This window comes from Mycobacterium sp. IDR2000157661 (assembly GCF_022317005.1).
Taxonomy (GTDB): domain Bacteria; phylum Actinomycetota; class Actinomycetes; order Mycobacteriales; family Mycobacteriaceae; genus Mycobacterium.
On the sequence record NZ_CP081006.1, the window covers coordinates 3,774,050 to 3,793,678 of the forward strand.

The window sequence follows — 19,629 nt, forward strand, 5'->3', positions numbered from 1 at the left end:
AGTGCCGTAAGTGTGCGGAGGGCGTTTGTAGCCACTGGGCGCAGTGTCCGATGATGATTCGAGCGAAGATCGCGAAGGCGTGCCGGGATGGTCACGTGTCAGTTTGCAGGTAAACGGCGCCTGAGGCAGCTGCTGACCTGTACAGCAGAGATAAATGTTGACGACGGTTGAAAACTAGGCCAGTTGCGACGGTCGAAAAGTAGGCCACCCATACAGATTGGATGGGTGATCTCCTTGGAAGACTGGGCCTTCATTCGGCATCTTCACCGCAGCGAGGGTTTGTCGCAGCGGGCCATTGCACGTCAACTCGGCATCGCGCGTGACACGGTGGCTAGTGCGCTGGCCAGCGACGATCCACCAAAGTACGAGAGGGAATCGCCGGCCTCGGCGATCAACGAGGTGGAACCGCGGATTCGGGCGTTGTTGTCGGCCTATCCCCGGATGTCGGCGACGGTGCTCGCCGAGCGGGTGGGGTGGACGGGCTCGATCTCCTGGTTTGGGGAGCGGGTCCGGATGATCCGCCCGGAGTACCTGCCCGCTGATCCGGTCGACCGCCTCGAGCATCCGCCGGGTCGGGTGGTCCAGTGCGATCTGTGGTTCCCGGCACCCAAGATCGCGGTCGGGTTCGGTCAGGAGGCGATGCTGCCGGTGCTGGTGATGGTGGCCGCGTTCTCCCGCTTCATCGCCGCGGTGATGCTGCCCTCGCGCCAAACCATGGATCTGGTGGCCGGGATGTGGCAGCTGCTCTCACAGAACTTCACCGCGGTGCCGCACGAGTTGTGGTGGGACAACGAGGCCGGGATCGGACGCCGCGGCCGGTTAACCGATCCGGTCACCGCGTTGATCGGGACGCTGGGTTCGCGGCTGGTGCAACTCAAACCCTATGACCCCGAGTCCAAGGGCATCGTGGAGCGAGCCAACCGGTATCTGGAGACTTCGTTTCTGCCCGGGCGCAGCTTCACCTCACCGCAGGACTTCAATGATCAACTGGGACTGTGGCTTCCGACCGCAAACCGTCGTCGGGTGCGGGTGTTGGATGGTCGCCCGGTGGACTTCTTGGCTGCCGACCAAGCCCAGATGCTGACCCTGCCACCGGTGGCGCCGACAGTGGAGACGAAGACGTCGGTGCGGTTGGGGCGTGACTACTACCTGCGGGTGGCCGGCAACGACTACTCGGTGGATCCGAGTGCGATCGGCCAGCTCGTCGAGGTGAGGACCACCCTGGCCCAGGTGACCGTGATGCGGACGGGGCGCCTGCTGGCTGCTCACGATCGCTGCTGGGCAGCGCGACAGACCCTGACCGACCCTAAACACGTCGAGACCGCTGCGGTGTTGCGTCGACAGTTCCAAGCCGGGCCGCCACCGGCGACCGGTGACCAGCTGGTGCGTGATCTGGCAGACTACGACCGGGCATTCGGCGTCGACTTCACCACTGCCGAAGTCACTTCTGATGGTGAGGTGGCATGAGCATGGCCGAGGATCCGATGAAGGCCGTCCTGCACTACGCCCAAGCCCTCAAGGCGCCACGCATCCGCGACGCCGCGGCCCGCCTGGCCGAGCAAGCCCGCGACGCCGGCTGGACTCACGAAGAGTATCTGGCGGCCGTTTTATCGCGGGAGGTTGCGGCTCGTGAGGCCTCCGGTGCGGCGACCCGTATCCGCTCCGCCGGGTTCCCGACCCGGAAGTCTTTGGAGGACTTCAACTTCGATCACCAACCCGCACTCAACCGGGACATGATCGCCCACCTCGGCACCGGCGCGTTCCTGGCCAAGGCCTCCAACGTGGTCCTGCTCGGGCCACCCGGAACTGGCAAGACCCACCTCGCCATCGGATTGGCGGTCAAGGCCGCGCAGAGCGGGCATCGCATCGCGTTCGCCACCGCGGTGGACTGGGTCGCTCGCCTCAAGGCCGCCCACAACGCCGGGCGGCTCCCGGCTGAGCTGGCCAAGCTGCGTCGCATCGGGTTACTCGTTGTCGACGAGGTCGGCTACATCCCCTTCGAACAGGACGCGGCGAACCTGTTCTTCCAACTGGTCTCCAGCCGCTATGAACACGCCTCGCTGATCTTGACCTCGAACCTGCCCTTCGCCCGCTGGGGCGACGTGTTCGGTGATCAAGTGGTGGCCGCGGCGATGATCGACCGCATCGTGCACCATGCCGACGTCCTGACCCTGAAGGGATCCAGCTATCGGCTCAAGGACACCGGAATCGACACCTTGCCCTCCGCACGCGCAGACAACACGGCACAATAACCACAACCACGTGGCCTACTTTTCGACCGTCGCTTCTGGCCTACATTTGGACCGTCGTCAACAATAAAGCGCAAATCGCGCAGCACCAGATTTGCAGCTAACCGCGCCCAGGGGTGATCGAAGATCGCGAAGGGATGCCGTGATGGTCACGGACAGGTTCGGGGACAGTTAGTCGCCGTCGTAGCCGTACGCCAGGTTGACGTCGGTGCCCAGATGCATACTGGGCTGCGTGCTGACAATCAACGCGGTTTGTAGCGACATCACCGCGCAGGAGGTCGACGCCGTAGTGAATCCCGCGAACTCTGCTATGCGCGGCGGTGGCGGCGCGGATGGCGCGATTCATCGCGCGGGAGGCCCCGCGATCCTGCGCGACTGCGTCGAGCGGTTCCCGAACGGACTGGCTACAGGTGACGCCGGCTGGACGACAGCAGGCGATCTGCCTGCCCGGTGGGTTATTCACACGGTCGGCCCGAACTACAGCACTGGGCAGACCGACCGTTCGCTGCTGGAGTCCTGCTACCGCCGGGCGTTGGAAGTCGCAGACGAACTCGGTGCTCGAACTATCGCCTTTCCGCTCATCAGTACAGGCACCTTCGGCTGGCCGCGGAGGGACGCCATCGCGGCGGCGGTTGAAACCATCGCCGCCGCCGACACACGCGTCGACGAGGTGCGACTGGTTGCTTTCGATCCCGAGGTGCACGACGATATTCGTGCGCGACTGGCGTCCTGGACTCCGATTCGCATCTTGCAAGGGGTTCATGTCCTGCATCAGCGCGGCTACCATCGGTTGCGTATTTTGCCGGGAGTGAGTTCCTCAGGGATGTACTGGCGCGTCGCTATCACCAGTGCCGACAATCTGATTGACCATGTGGACTACCCACATGTCGTCAACCTTGACGCCGTACTTCAGTACTCGACGGGCGGACTCACCGACTTCGCGGGCGGTGAGGTAACGGTCACCACCCGACCCGAGTTGGTCGCCGAACTGATCCTGAATGAACTGCCTGGTACCGCTCCGACCGACGACGACCCCGCGTACGTATCCTGGTTCGCCGACCTAATGCGTCTTGTCGAGCAGTCCATGGCGCCACCCGTCGCATACGCCGACTACTTCGACGCCACCGCGGGATGGGAGATCGGGTGGGGCAGCGGCATCAGGCATCCCCGCCCACCTAAGCCCGCGGCCAACACCCCAAGGAGATCCGCTCCAATGCCATCAGAGCCATCAGCCTCAATACCCGACGACAAAGCGAACGCCTTGTATCGACTCGAGACGATTCTGCAAAAGGCGACGGGGCTTTCCCCGAAAGCCAGCGCGATGGAAGGAACGCTTATCCCACGGGGAGACCCGCTGTTGCCTGGCGCCACAATCAAATTCGCCGCCGATCACATCCGCGGTGCCGACCGTGCAGCACTATTCTATGACGACAAGTACGTTCATTTGGGTGCCTGGCCGGCGGAACTGCAGCCGCAGTACACGTATATGTATTCGGATCCGGCAAGAGTCGACGCCCTCCTTGAACTGAACACTCACGACGGCTTCACTGTCGAGCCAAACTTCCAGCTTGCGCATCGGTTCGCCCAGCCTCTTCAACGCTGGTTCCCGACCAGACTGCTGTCCGCAGAGGACTACTTGCAGCAGTGGGTCGACGATGTCCACGACGGGCGCGCTGGTGGTCGAACCCGCAATGAGATAGCCGACCCTGGCTTCTTCCAGTGGCTGGTGGAGCGCCGGTACGCCCGCGCCGCCGAAGAGGAAAGCCTCCACCAGTGGCTGGACAGCAAGAAAGCTGGCATTCAGTTCCACGTACGCCCCGGCATCCAGATCCTCAGAACCTGGTCATATGACGAAGCTTTCGCAATCGTGGGTCAGGACGAGTTTGCTGCGCAGGTACGGGCCGCGACAAGCCAGATACTGATCACTCTCGGCCAGTCGCAGCTAGGCTCCCAGAGTTGAGCCATGCCCGTTAACAACCGGGGCTGCAGAATTCGCTTCCCACCCAGCGCAGCCGAATTGCGCCCCTGAAATCCGCACTACGAGTGCGTATTACGAACCGATCTAAACACGCGCAACGCCCGGCCTCACACCTCCGGTACCTCGGCGAATGGCAAGAGGCGCCGCATCGCGCAGGTAGCAGTAGGTCCCGGCCGATGGCGCAATCCCTGAGTGTCAGTGCCTGATGCTATCCATAGTGCAGTACGCCTAGATGGAGGTAGTCATGACGCAGAGCGCGCCGGTACAGATCGTCAGCGACAATCTGGTGCTGGGTCCAGTGACGGTGGGTTTTCAGAGGACGCTGCGTATCCCCGAGACGGGGTTGCATCCGCTGCCGCCGGGTCTGGGCCGGTTTCCGTTGCGGCGGGTCGCGGACTACCCCAGTACCGCACCAGCCGAATGGCTAGTTCGTGGCGGGGTGATGCTGCCGGTCTACCAGCGCGAGGCGATGTGGCTGTCGTTCAGTGCTTCCGAGCCCGCAGCGCTGCAGATTGGCGTGGGCAAGGTGTGCGCGGTTAGCGGCTTGCCGTGGATCGATCACCTCGTCGGTGACCCGCAGAACTACGTGGCGTTGCCCCAGCAGCCCTGGCTGGACGGCATCAACTCGGGGGATGGGTTCATCCGCCAGTTCGTTGCCGTGCCGCTCGGTTTGGGCGCCACAGTCGAAGGACAGGTGACGGGGGAGGAGACCCACGGTGGCGTGCAACTCCGTGCTGTCGCTCTGACCGAGCAGGCGCTGGCGGCGTGGCACGCCGCACAGGCGCTGCAAGTGATGTGCTGCGAGGACCTTGCGGATGGCGGACCGCTGCCGGCGCCCGCGGGGAGCAGTATGGGATTGGGGGCTGGCGGCCGGATGCGTCAAGAGGTGTATGCCGACGATCGCCCGCTGGCCGACTACGACGAGGACGGCGCCCGGCGGGTCTTCGTCCACCTGTGCTCGGCCGCGCAGTGGACTGCCATCACCGGTGAGGTGCCGCCTCCGACGCCGGTGGACCGGGATGCCTACGTGGACGCCGGGTTGCCGTGGTTCGACTACTACGACGCCGACGCCCGCGATCTCGCAGCCTCGAAGATCCTGGCGAACGTCAAGAGCGTCGGCAAAAAGCTTGGCAACGAGGAGGATCCGTTCGTCGCCGTCGACCCGAAGACGGTAGTCACCATCGGCGGGGCCAGCCACGACATGGTCACTGACGGGGAGTGGTAGCCCGTTCCGTCTGGTCAGCCGGAAACTCGGGCCTCCGGCAGTACCGGGGCGTTCGAGTCCCCGGTGCTTATGAGTTGCGCGAAAAGGGGCCGGGATCTGATCAACGTCGAGCTTGTAAACCCTGGAGCGGACGGCGAGCATTTGCGCCAGCACGCCACGATGGACTGCATGCCCTCCTGCCCCGAAGGACACTGGGACTGCGGAACTGCTCAGGTGGGATGGCAGGCACTACGTGTCGTGAAATCCCATCGACTGCCTGCTCCCGATCAGATGGCATGTATCCGGCAGCCTGACCTCGCGCCGCGCCCTTCTACTTGTCGCCGGACCCTAGCCCGCCTTGCACGACCCGAATCGGATTGCGCTTCGCGTCATACTCCTTTTCAGTGCGTCGATCCGCCTTCCTCTTTTCGCGAAGGTTTTTGCGAGCTTCCGTACTGCGGAGCAATCGCTGGCAGCGCCGGCATGTTTCGACCTTGTGCGCCGGGTTCTTGAGATTGCAGAGGCGTGGCGTGCTTTCCGAGTAACTCACTTATCGAGTGGCCCCGACGTCTGATGCCGGATAGCCCGCGCCGCGTTGGAGACACGGGAGGTGAGCTGGGGTAACGCCGAGTCTGGTGCTCATGGGCACTCTCCTGCATGCACCAAATAGCAGTAAGGACAAACTTTTTCCGGCTTCTCTGGCTTCGAGGGATCGTTCGCGCCGAGATGGACATGACCGAGAGGCGTCAGCAGAATCTTGGGGTCTAGCTCCCGCAGCTTCGCCAGCTTGGTCTTGATGTGTTGTGTCAGTTCAGGTGAACGCCGGTAGTTCAGCAGTTCGCGATAAAGTCCAGCTTGCCCCTCTGCATCAGACGGAGCCGGCACAAGTTTGTCGTCCATGGACAAGCGAACCAACCTGCGAACATTCGCAATGCTGTCGGCACTGATCGGTTCCCCTGCTTCGGCGGCCTCTTTCGCCATTTCGGCGTCGGACAGCCCGCGCAGCATGCCGAGCAACACCTTGGCATAGCGGGTGCGGGGGTGGTCGATCAGGATCTGTTGGATCTCTGCGCGAATTGAATCATGAGGGCAATCGCCAGTGGAGACCATGAGCAACTGTCACATACCTCCGACCTGCTTGAAGTGGGATCGAACGTTCGATGGTTCACGCGTTGCCGGATTCGGGGCGGCACTTCCAAGAGGCCGATGGTCTTTGTCTTCGATCAGCCGAAGGTTCGTACGCTGCGGGGCCGACACTCGATCGAGACTTCGTGGTCACCACGCAGAACCACAACGTTGACCCTTCGGTTGGCGACATCTCGCCGCAATGCGCGCAGCAGGTCATTCTGGGAGTGGATGTCGCGATCGCCGACAGCGACTATGACATCGCCGCGCTCGAAAGGGCCTGCTGAATTATCGCGAACAGCGGTCACCACAAGAGCATGGCCACCGGGTGCGCGGTCGACGGCCCGACGTGCGACGCTGACTCCGAGCGACGCGCGTTCAACTGCTCCGTAGGTGATGAGCTCATGGACGACCTCAGCGACGGTGTCGGCGGGAACCGCGAAGCCGATGCCGTCCGCCTCGGGAATAGCTGCCGTGTTCACACCGATGACTTGACCGTCGACGTTCACCAACGGCCCCCCGGAGTTCCCCGGGTTGATCGCCGCGTCCGTCTGGATGACGTCAAAGATCGCTTGCTTGTCGCCGGTGGGAAGGCTCCGCTTCAGTCCGCTCACGATGCCGATGCTGATGCTCTCCGGGAACTCACCCAAAGGGCTGCCGAATGCGAAGCAGAGTTCGCCCAGTCGAGCCCCCATGGGTGAAATCATCAGTGGCTGAGCAGATTGCGGGTCCACGCGAAGGACCGCCAGATCGGTCAAAGGGTCGCGCCCGACCACCCGCGCCTCGGCCTGCTGTGCGCCGGGAAGCTGAACATAGACGGGGTCGACCAAGTCTTGCACCACGTGATTGTTCGTGACGAGGTGTTCGACGTCGTAGAGGAACGCGGACCCACCGTCTTCCTCAAAATCGTGGGTCTGTCCCTTGACGATGGCGGTCGAGAGCACAACCCGCTCTGCCAATTCGATGATCTCGTCACTGAACTGCCGAAGCAACCGCCCCGACGTGTCAGACATCGAACTCGTCGCCTTCGTCGTCGTCAAGCATGGTTCTGCCGCCGAATCGCTTCTGCAGAAGGCTGTCGTAATGGTCCGCCCGGTCGGCCACGAGGTCGATGGTGGCCAATAGCTGATCGGGCGAGAGTTCGTCGAAGATGTACAACTCCGCTGTCAGCACGATTTGTGCGTTTTCTGGGTCGGCGTACGCCTTGGCGAACGGTGTATTTCGATTGATGGAGTTGACTGCCGCGAACACCTCGGGGCGCATCGTGAAGTCCTCCAACAGCGGGGAAAAGATCTCGATGCGCGGTGGATCGTCATCCGCAGTGTGTACGTACACAACCGCGCTTCCGCGGGAGATGGGGATGTCGCCGTCCTCGTCACGCTCGATGGCGTCAACCTTGAACTCGCGCTTGAGTGTCTCCTCGAGCCACTTGTCGAGTTCGCCGGTGCGGCGTTCGCCGCCGGACCCGAATATTCGGCCAAGAAGCGGCGTCGACTGTATCCGTGGTGCGAACCGGGACAACTCATCATCTCCACTCTGCAAGCTTGCCGGTGGTCATTCTTTCTCGAACCCCGACTGATCGAACTTCAGCGTCTTCGCGTTCTCCGACACCGTACGGATCTTGTTCTCATCAAAGCCTGTTGCGTCAACCGCTTCGATCTCGATCTTCACGACCAGGTTGATGCCCTGTTCCCGAAGGTTGGCGATCACCTCATCGGCGATGTTCTTGAAGTCCATCGCGATCCTGTCCGAGCTGAGCGTCTTGACGCCGTAGAACCGCGTGAACGCGATATCGATAGGGCCGGGGCCGGTTCCAGTTCCGGTGCTTGTCCCAGTCCCAGTTCCCGTCCCAGTGCCCTTGCCGGATTCAGTGTCGGTGTTGGAGTCCGTCTCCGTTGGTTTCTCGTGCTGTCGCTGATGGATTGCGACGTCGGGCCGCACCAAGAGCAGCGAGTCCGCTGGAGTAGGAGCTGAATTGCTGTCTCCGGGGATCCAGAGTCCGACAAACCGTCCTGTGGCAGCGTCGATGCCGGTTGCCAGGGCAAAGGCATCGGTTTCCCAGATCATCGGAAGGTCGAGCACGCCCTCCTCCAGAACGCGCCGATCCCGCAAGCGCGGCATGTACGGGTACTGGCAGTAGAGCCCCCACAGCGCGCCGAGGGTGACGTGCCCGTCCTTCCAGATCTGCGGCACCTTATTGATGGCGAGACGAATCGTCACCGCGGCTTGGCGAACGGACAGATCGCCATCGTTGCCAAGCCGGCGGGACACTCGTTCGGCCAACGACTCCGACTGCCCTTCGACCTTCGTCTCTCGCACGACGAATGGAGCGCTCGCATCCGGCTGTGACGGAACCAGTGCCCACGTGAACGTCTGCAGCAGGCGAGACTTGACCGTCTGGTCGGCCAGCGCCTGCCGAGTGGACGCTTGATTCCTTTGGTTTTGGGTGAGGTCTAGGTCGGCCTCGTTGGCCAGCACATGTGACCAGCCGAGGTAGTCCCGCGTGGCGGCATCGAGTTCCTCAAGTCGCGCTTCGTCGGCTGCCAAGAAGACCAGCATGTTGCGGTTGGTTCGGTTGGCGGTGCCGCGCTGCTCGGTTGCCTTTTGGGCGAACGTCTTGGCAGGTGAGTCCGATGCGCGTTTGTGCGCAACCTTCGGATGCAGGAGGACCAGTCGGGCTTCGTCGGTATCGGGGATATCCGCGTTCGATTCGGGGCACACATGCACACCCGCGAAGTCGCCACGAGTCTTCGCCTGTCCTTGCAGGCGGCGAGCGATCTCGGCCCAGACGTCTTCCTTGTGCAGTCGCTCCGCCTGGTCTTTGGCGGTGCGGGTGATGTTGGCCTGCAGGTCGTACCAGTACTTGCCGGAACCGGAGTAGAAGTACGTGGCCCGGTCACCGAGCTGGGTCAGCGCTGAATGGAAGTTGCCAGGAACATCACCCGGAACAGCAGTGCCCAGGAAGACCCGCTGAGTTTCGAGGCCTTTGTGGGCCGACCCGATGGTGGGTGCGGCGCCGAAGAACACCGTGCGGGCCAGCCGTTTGGTCAGTGACCGCTGACCGAAGACGGGCTTCTCCTTGTCGATGCGCGCAGGTTCGGAGGTTGGCCCGTCGACATCGGCGTCGATAATGGCTTTCCACGAATCTTGCAGGTACTGGGTGAGTTCGGCATTCACGTTGGCGGTGGACAGCGGGATAGACCCGGGCATGATCAGTGGCGAGGCGTCCTCACCGGCCCACAGCGCGTGTATGACGGTGCTCATCAGCCGCAGTACGCCGCGGGTGCGTTGGAAGCGCTCCAGCGAAGACCACTCTTCGTAGAGCCGGTCGAACAATTCAGGATGGATGGGGTAGGTCCGCTTGATGCGGTCTTCGTATGCGGTGTCGCGGGATTCCCGCGGGAAGTCGTCGGTGTACTTTCGGTACATGTCGACGTAGGCGCGGGCGGTGGCGCCAATGGAGGCGAGTGCGGCACCGTCAGGTTGGACGAAGAGGCGTTGTCGGACAATCTGATAGGCCTCGGCTGAGGATGCGGGGCGCCATTGTTCGGCGACTCGACGCACCACGTTCTGTAGTCGTTTGAGCGCTTCGAGGCCGTGCGCGCCACCGACTTCTTCGGCGTTGCCGGCGACGACCTTGTCGGAGTCGTCCCCGGTTTCCGATGCGGGGATCGAAATGACCAGCAGGACACCGCGAGTGCCCTTCGCCGCCTCGGTGAGCGATTGTGCGAAGGTGAACTGGTCGTCGAAGGTACCGCCGGCGAGATCGTCGCGGCCCACGAGCGAACGGGCATAGGCGACCCATTCGTCGATCAGGATGACCGCGGGGGAGTACTTCGCGAGCAATTCGTGGAGGGCCTCGCCGGGTGTGGTGCGGTCTGCGTCGGCCTTGGCGACCAGGGCGTAGGCCTCAGCACCCCCGAGTTGCCAGGCGAGCTCGCCCCAGATGGTGTTGACGTGGGTGCCGTCGTCTTTGGTCGTACCGGACGGACTGAAGTGATTGCCGACGATGGCGACCCGGTTGACCTTGGTGCCGGTGTAGCCGTTCTTGGTCAGTAGTTCCTGAGTGTCCTGAGGGAACTGACCGACTGGCAGCCCCGCGGCGACGTGCCACAGGGCGAGCATCGAATGCGTCTTGCCGCCACCGAAATTCGTTTGCAGGTTGATGACAGGGGGCGCGTTGTCGTCGCCGGACAGCCGGCGGACCGCCCGGCCGACGAGATCGGTGAGACCTTCGGTGAGGTAGGTGCGGCGAAAGAACTCGACCGCGTCGGCGTAGCCGGAATCTTGTTCACCGCCGAAGGCCACCTTGTACAGGTCTGCGGCGAATTCAGAGGCGGCGAAATTTCCGGTGGCAACATCGTGGTGGGGCGGCAACACTTCGCGCCAAGGCTTGAGCCCGGCGGCCTCGGGGTTATCGACTGCGGCCTTGAGAGTTTTCTTGTCGTCTTTGTCGGCGGCCACGCGGCGCAGGTTGAGGCGGATGGCGTGAACCTCGTCGGCTTCCTTGGCCGCACCAATCAGTTTGAGCAGTCGCTCACCGGTGTCTAACGCGCGGTAGGCGTCGTCGTCACTGAAGGTGCCGTTGTGGGCCCACGTGTTGCGGACTTCGCGGAGTTCGATGGCGAAGGATTCCCCCGCTTTGCCAAGTGTCTTGCTGAACGGGTACCAACCCGCCTTAAAACCGTTGGTGATGTTCGCCTCGGTGAGGATGCGAAACTGGACCTGCGGGTCGAGCGGGTTGTAGGTCTTGTCCGACGGCGCACCCTTCTTCCCGTCCTTGAGTTGAACCAGTTTCGTCCAGGCTGCTCCCAGCGCTGGATCCCCCTGGCCGATAACCGAGGCGATGAAGTCATCGAGCGGGGGTGCCATCGTCTGGAACATGCGGTCGATGCGGTCACGGTTGCTCAGTGCCATCAGTCGTTCTCCATACCTACGTCGTTGGGAAACTCCTCGAGCTCAAACTGTGCCGAGTCTTCGTCGGCGAATCCCAAGTCGATGTCTCGCTGCACAGCCTTACCGATCACCCTTTCGACTAGCTCGCATAGCGATTCGCGCCGCGTACGGAAGAAGCTCTCGAAGTCGTCCTGGCGGAGGAACTCGGCCGGAATAAGATGAGTGGCCACAAGGCCGTTGAGATGCGTCGAGTCGATCTGCGCGCGGGTCTCGATCACCGGAAGGTACGACGATGGGGCGACACCGCCGATCGTGCGGTTGGTGCGCGCGCTGATCGTCGTCTTGTTGACGATGCTCTCGCGGTGCTCTGCATCGATGCCGTTAGTGTCGCACCACTTCTGGGGGAAGATGTGATGGATGTCGACCGCGAGGTCGACGTACTGAACCTTGTCGAGCGCTTTGTCTTCCATCCAGTCCCTCGCACCCCCGGCAAGGATGAGTGCGGCAATACCCTTGTAGGCGGCGGCGTTGCGTGTTCGAAGCGAGTGCAGGCGAGACTCGGTGAAGCTGGCATCCTGAACGGTCTTCGGCACCGGCATGGAGCCGTCGGTGGCCCAGGGCGGAACCATCTCGATGTCACGGGCGAACCGCGATTCGATTGCCGAGCCGTAGAGTTCGCCGAGCACGCCACACCAGTACCAGCGGACGAGCCGTTCACTCATACTGATCAGATCCGCTTGCTTGCCCAGCACCACCTTGATGGCGGCCAGCGGAACCAGTTGTTTGGGGTAGGGCACGTCTCGTCGTGCGAAGATGTGCCGGTCAGCCAAGAATGTTGACGCCCAGATGAATGCCTCGCGCAGAGGTTCGCGCCATCGCAGGTAGTCGCTCAAGGTCAGCTTCAGGACGTCCTCGCGCTTGGCCGAGATGGCCGGCGGCCGGTCGGAGGTGTCGGCGAGGTGGCGTTGGCGGGTGGTGAGCATGGTGACCGCTTGGAGGAAGTCGGTGTTCTCGACGGCGGCCAGCACCGGGTAGGACGACCACTTGAGTTGGGTTTCCCGCCAGTCGTCGTTGAGCCGGAAGTCTTCGCCGGTCTTGGCGTAGTAGTCGGCGTCGCCGGCGAAGACGGCGGTGAGCAGTTCGAACACGTTGAGAGGCAGGCCACCGATGTTCACCTTCTCGAAGACGGTGGCCACGGCAGCCTTGTCGGTGTCCTCGTCCAAGATGATCGCGGGGATGTCGTAGGTGGCCGACTGCTTGATGAACTTGTCATGGAAGTGCTTGCCTAGCGCCGGGTTTTGCAGTTCCAGGATCCAGCTCATGTAGTCGCCGTAGAGCAGGTTCAGCGGGAAGTAGCCGTGCTCGTGTTGCTTGTCCTGGTCGCTGAGGTCGAGCACCACGTCTTTGCCGAAGTTCGACCGAACGATGCCGTCGGCTGGTACCGAGATCACCGCCTCGTCAACGCGGTTCGGGTCGCTCAGCGCCGTTTCCATGTGGACGAAGTAGCGCCGGTCGAGCAATCGTCCGCGGCTGTCTTTCGTTGCGACTACACCATTCCCGCTCAGGGCTTGCGTAAGCGATGTCAGACGCTGTTGCCCGTCCAACAGAAGGTACTTCGCCTCGGTGTCTGGGGCGAGGTGGACACCCTCGATTGCGCGCGGCTTGAACCGCACCTGTGAGTTTCCGGTCTTCAGCAGCATGACCGCACCCATCGGGTGTCCGCGCAACACCGTCACCAAGAGCTGACGGATACGTTCGTCTTCCCATTTGTATCCGCGCTGGAAGTCCGGCAACTGGATCTCACCGGAACGAGTCCACTTCAGATACTCACCCAACTCGTACATCGGTGTCAGGAACCCCATGTCAATCGTCCCCTTCATCGAAGTCGAATGCACTCTGCAAACTGCCTTCAGACGTATCCGTTCGTGCGGCATCGGAAATCTCGGGCCAACTGGTGACTAGAGTGTTGAAACTCAATGCGTCCTTGGTCCAGCCGTTGCTCTCTGCAATGCGGAACAACAAGTGCGCCAACTCTTTGACGAGGTCGGCGTCGACGGCACCGTCGGGGCGGCTCAGAGCAGTGCGCAAGAATTCACCCGCTGGGCCAATACCTTTGCTTTCGAGTGTCTTGATCAGGTGGTGCAGCGCCTCCCAGTTGCTGACGTGGAGGTCCGCGAGGATGTTGTAGTCCGTGCTCAAGTCTGACGGCTTGAAGAGGCGAACCTTATTGGCCCGGCTGGTTAGAACCCCGCCACGGTCCATTGAGTCGACGGTGGTGTTACGGGCGTTCGCGAGGATGTTTGCGGACCCGAAAGTGCCAGTGCCGTAGCCATGTTGGCGATACCAGGCGATCGCGAACCGGCTTGTCGAATCGAAGTCGCCTTCCTGCTCATTAAGCACATGGTCAAGGGTTTCGTTGATCCGGGCCAATGCGGAACGCACTGACATCTTTGAGCCATCGGGTTCGATGACGGCTGAATAGCGAGAGAAGACTGCCATGCCAGGCCCGATCGCTGCCTGCGGTAGATCGACGGGTGCGATCGCCCCGTGCTGGAGCTCTTTGAGCGCAGTCGGAAGTTCCGCCTTCAGCGTCTCGACAAACTGGCGGCGATCCGTCGGGGGCGCCTCCTCGGCTCGTGGTCGAAGCGCCAAGACGATCGAGGATGCAAGGGCATTGGTGTCTTTCGCGAGCAGACGTCCACTGCCTTCCGTTCGCAGGGGCCAGGTGGCGGTCACTGCCCAACCGGAGCGAATCATACCTTCCAGCAGCGTTTCCCAACCGGTGGACGCCTGGCCGGCTTCCGTGGTTTCGGATTGCTTGAATGCGTAGTAGACGGTAATGGGAACGCCCGGCAACGCGGATGCGCGTGCGTGGCGGAAGACCTTGCGGAAACCGTCCTCGAAGAACTCGTGCGCGCCCTCCTTGCCTCCGTGCCGGTAAGGGTTCGCGACGAGCTCCTCGGCTTTTGGGACCAACATGGTGCTGAGTAAATGAGGATGGATCGGACGCAGGGACCGGCGCAGCCACACGTAGAAGAAGTCCGACAAATCTGAGTATCCGATGTTGTCGTAGTAAGGCGGGTCCGTGGAAAGTAAGGTCGAACGGTCACCAAAGGACGCTGCGTCCGATTGTCGAGCCCGACCAGGGCCCATTGGTGAATAGTCCAAGACTGCGGAGACCTTCGCGACTGTGGTACTCCAAGAGCCTCCACTCGTTGAGAACACGTGCGACTCAGCAAAGTCCCACATCATGGGAATTGCCTGCCGCGCGAACACCTCACGGAAGGCGCCGCGGTCACTCATCCAACTAGTCAGTGACGACGAGAGGTTGGTTATCTTGCTGAGTGTGATTCCCAGGTAAGTTGCCACGGCATCGGCGTAGGCGGCGGCGCCGGTGCCCGCGGCTTCGAGGCGGTCTCCTTCGGACATACCTGCGACAAGGGCATCGGCCAGCACCTTTTCACGGGCTTCGGTGACGAGGTCGCTGAATGTGGTGAGTGTGGTCAGCTGTCGAGCCGTGAACAGATCTGCGAACGTCGTCAGGCCGTATCGCACGACGTTGATGCGCCCAGGCCAGTCGAATAGTTCGCCGGCAGGTATGTCGGCGGGGCGCGGAACACCCGCGGCTGATTCGTGGTCGGGCGTGGGTTCCAGATAAATGCGGGTGCGATTGCCTTCCGCCACTATCGCCATAAGCTGGGCGCCCATACGTGCAGCCCGGCTTTCTGCGCGTATGTACTTCAGCTCAACGGCGGTCGCACAGCCGATACATATGGCGCCCGTACGCCTGACAGTGCCGTCGGTGTCTGGCGTGGGTGCGCGCTTGGGGTCGTGACCGATGGTGAACTGCACCTTGCCGTCGATGACGGACGGGACGACGTAAGCTTCCTTCCCCTTCTTCTTGCCGAGCCACCATTTGCTTGTTAGCGGCATGGCGATGCCACACGCAGGGTTGGGGCAGGTGACGGTGCGCGCCCAGATCCAGGCGATCACGGTGGCCTGAGATCCATCCGGCAGAGTGGCCTTGGGGTACAGGTGGCCGACGCGGTTTTCAGCTTCGTCGCGCATCCATTGGCCATAGCGGCGTACATCTTCAGCCAGGCCGGTCGCACCCGGCCACGGGTGAGCGAGCTGATCCCTTGCTATATCGGGGGATACCGGCGGACGCCCCGAGAACTTCGGAGGGATTTCGATGAGCGCCTTCTCGATCAGGACCGCTACGGGATTGAGATCGGACGCGTGTGCCTCCAGACCGAGCCGCTGCGCTTCCAGAGGAATCGTCCCGCCGCCGGCGAATGGATCGAATATCGGCGGTGGGTTGCCGTCGGTGGATTTGAGGATCTCGGCGTGTGCTTCGGCCAGAAGCTTCTCATCGCGGATGTTCTCCCAAACGACAATGCGCTCGATGAGTTTGTGCAGTCGCTCGCGTTCTTTGCGCTGCAGCTCCTCGGTCGGAAATTCTTCGGGATGTGACGATGGGTCATCGACCAGCTGGGCGAACAGCACGGCCCTCGCGGAGGCGAGGGGTTTGCGCGACCACCAAAGGTGCAATGTGGAGGGATGGCCGTGCCGAATCGACTTCTCTCGGGCCGATTCCCGGTTTATTACTTCCAGCGGCAGTGCGACTTCGATCAGCTTGCGCTTGGGGGTTTGGTTGTCGGACGTCATCAGAATGGCTCAGTTCCCTTGTTCCACATTTTGTTCCAGTCACCGCGGACGCCGGTGGCGTCGAAGTCGCCAAGATCCGTCGACGAGAACGGGTTGTCTAGATAGCGGACTCGGTCATGGCCTGGGCCTCGCGGATCGACCTTGACCAAAGCCAGCCGGTAGCGGGGTGCTGCGTTCTTGCCGACCATTACTTCGTTGTGCGTGACGAAGAAGTCGGCGGCACCGTCCAGCCGGGCCTTGACCTCGATGCGGTAGGAATCACCGCCAGGGTCCGAGGACAGGATGTCGAATCCCTTGTTATTGAAGGACTGTTCGACTGGCGTACGGCCAAGCGTTCGTTCCGTCGCCATCACTAGGTCGACACCTCGACGCTCGACCTCTTTGGTCTCTTTGGCGTGCATAGGTGCCGACGCAGGCAACTCGCCGTCCACCATGGAAACCGGGAGTACAAGTGCGGCCGTCATGATGCGCGGTGGCTTGGTCGACATCAGCGCCTGCTTGTCGAGCAGCTCAAGGCGTTTGCGTAGACGAGCGTCAAGCTCGACTGCTTTCCGGTTAAGGCTCTCAGCCGACTCTTTCGGCTTCTCGCCCGCGCGTTCCTTCTCGGCTGCGACGGCAGCGTCCAGAAGGAGCCGGTCACGTTCTCCTTCAAGCCGTTTCACGACAAGCTCCCGAGCCTTGGCAAGTTCCGCCGCTCGGCGGGGTTGCACCTCGGCGAGGTACTCGGGCAGTTGGGTGGTGATGATCCAGCTGGTTGCGCGATCTTCAGCTTCGGTAAGCCAAGGAGACCGTCGTGCCGCGGCAACGGCTGGGGTATCGGGTGCGGCGACGCAATCCAGGTATGGTGCCGGGCCGGCGGGCGTCACGGTGCCGAGGCTGTCGACATAGGCGTAGCCGAATCGTCGGGAGACTGCGGCACCCGTAGCGTCGGCAACCTCTTCGACGACACCGACAAGCAGATGGGGCTCCTCCAGCGTCGCCGACACGAGCACCGTGCCGCTGTTGAGAGTGCCGCCGAAATGCCGAATCGCTTCGTCCATCACCGCGTCATGTAGCGGGTGTCCTGGCGCGAGCAGGTCGGCGCGCGCCAGTTCCTCCGAGTGCACGTGTTCCAGATCGAAGGCGACTCGGTCGTACTTGGTCGCGATCGGCTGGTACTTGCTGGCTCTGATTTGTGCTGGGACGTTGGCGATCTCGTAGCGGCCGCGTTCGCGTTTGGCGATGCGGCCACCGAGCCGGGTGAACGCGGCCTTGAATGCGAGTTCGATGTAGTGCGGTTGTAGACGGCGGGCACGGGCTTCGTCCATGGCGGCGCGAAGCTTGGCTAGATCCGCGTCGGCGAGGTGATCCGACGCCAGCGCGCGTTCGTCGAGCAACTCTTTCAGTCCATCGGCCACCTTGTGGTCGATGACCTCGTGCATCTTGGCCCTCACGTCATCGCGCTCACCGTAGCGGATCGCATCTAGTAGCAGGTCACGTAAAGGTGTATCGGCAAAAGCCTCGCCGAGAACATCGAAGACCTTGCCGCCGTACGCCTTCCGCTGTTCTTCGATCTTTTCCAGCAGGCGTTCGAAGACTGCGCCTTCGCGGGTGTTGCTGGCGACGAGATTCCATAGCCGGCAGACTTCTTCTTGGCCGATGCGGTGGATTCGGCCGAAGCGCTGTTCGATGCGATTGGGGTTCCACGGTAGGTCGTAGTTGACCATCAGGTGGGCGGCTTGAAGGTTGAGGCCTTCGCCGGCGGCGTCGGTGGCTAGCAGGATCTGGCAGTCGCGGTTCTTGGTGAACTCTTCGGTGATCATGCGCCGTTCCTTGCGGCGCACCCCGCCGTGGATGGCCTGTACGGCGTTGGGCTTTCCTATCAACGTCCGGATGCGGCCGGCGAGGTAGTCGAGGGTGTCGCGGTGTTCGGTGAAGATGATGAGCTTGCGCGGCCACCCGTTGGCGTCGACGGTCAGCGCTTCGTCTTGCAGGATTCTGCTGAGCTCGGTCCACTTGCGGTCGGTGCCGGAGTCGCGGACTTGCTTGGCAACCGTCGTCAGGTCTGCGAGTTCGAGGATTTCGGCGTCGAGTTCCTCGACGGTTTGAGCAGCGGTGGCAGCGTCGAGCAGTTCCTCTTCGAGTTCCTCGATCTGTTCGGAGTTGTAGTCGTCGGCGTCCAGGCCCTCGAAGTCGATGGTGGGTTCTCTATCGGTGTAGGTGCCGTTGAGGATTTCCAGCTTTTTGCGCTCCAGGCGCTCGGTGCGCCGAACGAGGCTCCTGTAGATGGCTTCGGGGCTGGATGCCAGGCGACGCTGCAGCACGGTCAATGCGAACCCGACGGTGTTCTTTCGTTTGCCGCCCACCCGGTCGGCCCGGTTCATGCCTTCGCGCACGTAGTCGGTGACCTCTGCGTACAGCGAATATTCCAATTCGGTGAGCTCGTAGGGCACGGTTTCGGCGCGGCGTTCGGGAAATAGTTTCTTGCCCTCGAAGGTGAGGAGATCCTCCTTGACCATGCGACGCATGATGCCGTCGGTGTTGGCGGTCTTGGTGTGCTTGCCCTCGAAGCGGTCGCGGTCGAGCAGCGTGAGGAAGAGCTGGAAGTCTTCTTCTTTGCCCGAGTGCGGCGTCGCTGTCATCAGCAGCAGATGCCGCGTGATGCGCCCGAGCATTTCACCAAGCAGAAAGCGTTTCGTCTTCTCCAGCTTGCCGCCGAAGTAGTGGGCGCCCATCCGGTGGGCCTCGTCGACGATGATCAGGTCCCACTCGGTTTCTGCGAGCTGGGCCTGTAGCTCCTCATTGCGCGATAGCTGATCCATCCGCGCTATCAACAGCGGATTGGTCTCGAAGACGTTCAGATTGACGTTGGCGTCGATGAGCTGGTTGGTCAAGAGGTCGAACCGCAGCCCGAACTTGAAGAAGAGCTCGTCTTGCCACTGCTCGACCAGGCCGCCGGGGGCGACGATCAGGCACTGGCGGACGTCGTCGCGTAAGAGCAGCTCTTTGATGTAGAGCCCGGCCATGATCGTCTTGCCGGCACCTGGGTCATCGGCGAGCAGGAAGCGCAGCGGAGTGCGGGGGAGAAGCTCCCCGTAGACCGCGCGGATCTGATGGGGGAGCGGCCGGACATCGCTGGTCGCCACGGCCAGCATGGGGTCGAACAGCCCGGCCAGGGTGATCCGCTGCGCCTCGGCGACCATTTTGAAGTCGGTGGCGTTGGCGTCGAATGCGCGGCTGCCGGTCTGGGCGACGGTGAGGTTGTTCTGGTCGTTGCGGAACACGACCTGCTGGCCGAGTGCGCCGTCGCTGGTCTTGTAAGTCAGCTCCAGTGCGTCGGTGCCGTGCCATTGGGCAAAGATCACCGTGATTACCTGGGACGGGATCAGCCCGTCGATGCGCAAGCCAGGCTTCAGCTCTTCCAGCAGCACTGTTCGTCCTCCCCGTCGATAGCCGGCCCACGCTAGTCGACCCCTCCGACAGTATCGGGGGTAGTCCGCGAATCGTCGCTAGGTCCGCTAATCTCCCGC

Annotated in this window: 11 protein-coding genes; 4 read left to right on the plus strand and 7 right to left on the minus strand. The window is 62.4% G+C overall.

Annotated features, from left to right (window positions below):
- The first annotated feature begins 234 nt into the window (after positions 1–234).
- The 4 genes from istA to K3G64_RS19465 all read left to right on the plus strand — a co-directional run bounded on the left by istA (position 235) and on the right by K3G64_RS19465 (position 5,452).
- Positions 235–1,467, plus strand: coding sequence for an IS21 family transposase (istA, locus tag K3G64_RS19450; RefSeq protein ID WP_441338867.1), 1,233 nt, complete (start codon positions 235–237; stop codon positions 1,465–1,467).
- Positions 1,468–1,469: 2 nt separating this feature from the next.
- Positions 1,470–2,252, plus strand: a complete 783-nt coding sequence (gene istB, locus K3G64_RS19455) for an IS21-like element helper ATPase IstB (protein WP_441338866.1) — start codon at positions 1,470–1,472, stop codon at positions 2,250–2,252.
- A gap of 229 nt (positions 2,253–2,481) precedes the next feature.
- The gene (locus K3G64_RS25710; RefSeq protein WP_370646998.1) at positions 2,482–4,209 is read left to right on the plus strand and encodes an O-acetyl-ADP-ribose deacetylase; all 1,728 of its coding nucleotides are present in this window, start codon (positions 2,482–2,484) and stop codon (positions 4,207–4,209) included.
- A 262-nt stretch (positions 4,210–4,471) separates the two neighbouring features.
- Positions 4,472–5,452, plus strand: coding sequence for a hypothetical protein (locus K3G64_RS19465; RefSeq protein ID WP_238886614.1), 981 nt, complete (start codon positions 4,472–4,474; stop codon positions 5,450–5,452).
- A 618-nt stretch (positions 5,453–6,070) separates the two neighbouring features.
- On the opposite strand, the gene K3G64_RS19470 is transcribed toward K3G64_RS19465, so the two are convergent.
- The 7 genes from K3G64_RS19470 to K3G64_RS19500 all read right to left on the minus strand — a co-directional run bounded on the left by K3G64_RS19470 (position 6,071) and on the right by K3G64_RS19500 (position 19,530).
- Positions 6,071–6,541 (minus strand): hypothetical protein, encoded by a 471-nt coding sequence (locus K3G64_RS19470; protein ID WP_238886615.1) that lies wholly within the window; start codon positions 6,539–6,541, stop codon positions 6,071–6,073.
- Between the two features lie 113 nt (positions 6,542–6,654).
- Positions 6,655–7,569, minus strand: coding sequence for a S1C family serine protease (locus tag K3G64_RS19475; RefSeq protein WP_238886616.1), 915 nt, complete (start codon positions 7,567–7,569; stop codon positions 6,655–6,657).
- Positions 7,562–8,077, minus strand: coding sequence for a T3SS (YopN, CesT) and YbjN peptide-binding chaperone 1 (locus tag K3G64_RS19480; protein ID WP_238886617.1), 516 nt, complete (start codon positions 8,075–8,077; stop codon positions 7,562–7,564). Before K3G64_RS19480 ends, K3G64_RS19475 begins: the two co-directional genes overlap by 8 nt.
- Before the next feature lie 33 nt (positions 8,078–8,110).
- Positions 8,111–11,473 carry a Swt1 family HEPN domain-containing protein gene (locus K3G64_RS19485; protein ID WP_238886618.1) on the minus strand — a complete coding sequence of 1,121 codons (3,363 nt, stop codon included), beginning with the start codon at positions 11,471–11,473 and terminating at the stop codon, positions 8,111–8,113.
- Positions 11,473–13,386, minus strand: coding sequence for a GmrSD restriction endonuclease domain-containing protein (locus tag K3G64_RS19490; RefSeq protein ID WP_238886620.1), 1,914 nt, complete (start codon positions 13,384–13,386; stop codon positions 11,473–11,475). The genes K3G64_RS19485 and K3G64_RS19490 overlap by 1 nt, the downstream gene beginning before the upstream one ends.
- Positions 13,316–16,120, minus strand: coding sequence for a DUF1156 domain-containing protein (locus tag K3G64_RS19495; protein ID WP_238886622.1), 2,805 nt, complete (start codon positions 16,118–16,120; stop codon positions 13,316–13,318). Before K3G64_RS19495 ends, K3G64_RS19490 begins: the two co-directional genes overlap by 71 nt.
- A complete protein-coding gene (locus K3G64_RS19500; RefSeq protein ID WP_238886624.1) occupies positions 16,120–19,530 on the minus strand; it encodes a helicase-related protein in 3,411 nt (1,136 codons plus the stop codon). The genes K3G64_RS19495 and K3G64_RS19500 overlap by 1 nt, the downstream gene beginning before the upstream one ends.
- Positions 19,531–19,629 lie beyond the last annotated feature (99 nt).

Coding starts and splice junctions, on each gene's coding strand:
- K3G64_RS19490 (WP_238886620.1), bottom strand. CDS start 13,386: ATGCCGCACGAACGGATACGTCTGAAGGCAGTTTGCAGAGTGCATTCG.
- istB (WP_441338866.1), top strand. CDS start 1,470: ATGGCCGAGGATCCGATGAAGGCCGTCCTGCACTACGCCCAAGCCCTC.
- K3G64_RS19465 (WP_238886614.1), top strand. CDS start 4,472: ATGACGCAGAGCGCGCCGGTACAGATCGTCAGCGACAATCTGGTGCTG.
- K3G64_RS19470 (WP_238886615.1), bottom strand. CDS start 6,541: ATGGTCTCCACTGGCGATTGCCCTCATGATTCAATTCGCGCAGAGATC.
- K3G64_RS19485 (WP_238886618.1), bottom strand. CDS start 11,473: ATGGCACTGAGCAACCGTGACCGCATCGACCGCATGTTCCAGACGATG.
- K3G64_RS19475 (WP_238886616.1), bottom strand. CDS start 7,569: ATGTCTGACACGTCGGGGCGGTTGCTTCGGCAGTTCAGTGACGAGATC.
- K3G64_RS19495 (WP_238886622.1), bottom strand. CDS start 16,120: ATGACGTCCGACAACCAAACCCCCAAGCGCAAGCTGATCGAAGTCGCA.